This is a genomic window from Chrysanthemum yellows phytoplasma, assembly GCF_000803325.1.
In the GTDB taxonomy this organism is placed as follows: Bacteria; Bacillota_I; Bacilli_A; order Acholeplasmatales; family Acholeplasmataceae; genus Phytoplasma; species Phytoplasma asteris.
Genome location: NZ_JSWH01000118.1, coordinates 1 through 761 on the forward strand (window position 1 = coordinate 1; position 761 = coordinate 761).

Annotated in this window: 2 protein-coding genes; both read left to right on the top strand. The window is 26.7% G+C overall.

Translation table 11 applies throughout. The annotated features are described in order from the left end of the window. On the top strand, window positions 1-516 hold a 516-nt coding region (locus OL66_RS02445), incomplete at its 5' end, for a DUF2963 domain-containing protein (RefSeq protein WP_034172317.1). 19 nt (window positions 517-535) lie between these two features. Continuing rightward, window positions 536-622, top strand: coding sequence for a DUF2963 domain-containing protein (locus OL66_RS04350; RefSeq protein ID WP_238568802.1), 87 nt, complete (start codon window positions 536-538; stop codon window positions 620-622). Window positions 623-761 lie beyond the last annotated feature (139 nt).

The window sequence follows — 761 nt, forward strand, 5'->3', positions numbered from 1 at the left end:
GCAGGATATACTGAAGAAGAAATAGTTTATCAAAATGATGGTAAAACTATAAAGCATATTAAAATATTAGATTCTAAAACTAAAAAAGAAATTAAAAGAATTGTTTATCGTCTTAATGGTATATCTATTTACTATATTAATGAATACACCTCCGAAGGCATAATAATCAAAATAACCTATTACTATGATAATGGAAAAGAAATTTCTTCTATTGATGAATTCAACCCCGAAGGTAAACCAATCAAAACAACCTATTACCAATATGATGGCAAAACAATTTCCTCTATTGATGAATACAACCCCGAAGGTATAAAAATAATCAAAAAAACCTATTACAACCGAGATGGAACAATTAAAGAAGTAAAATATTTAAAAGATAATATTGAACGAAAAAATGAAGTTGTTAAATTAACAACTGAAAAAAAAATAGTTTATCATCCAGATGGTAAAACTATTTACTATATTCAGGAATTCAACCCCGAAGGCAAAATAATCAAAGTAATTTATTACCAATGATGGCAAAACAATTAACTTTATTAATGAATACAACCCCGAAGGCAGTTTAATTAAAGCAACAAGTTATAACCCAAATGGAACTATTAAAGAAACTAAAACATTTTAATCATGAATAAAAAAAGAAAATTAATATTAAAGCTTTGGATTATCTTCATTGTCATTATTTATTTTAAGTCTGAAAGTATTCAAAGACGAGCAGAGCGAATTAGGCGGCCAGCCGAAGTAAATTACAATTAATCTATTAC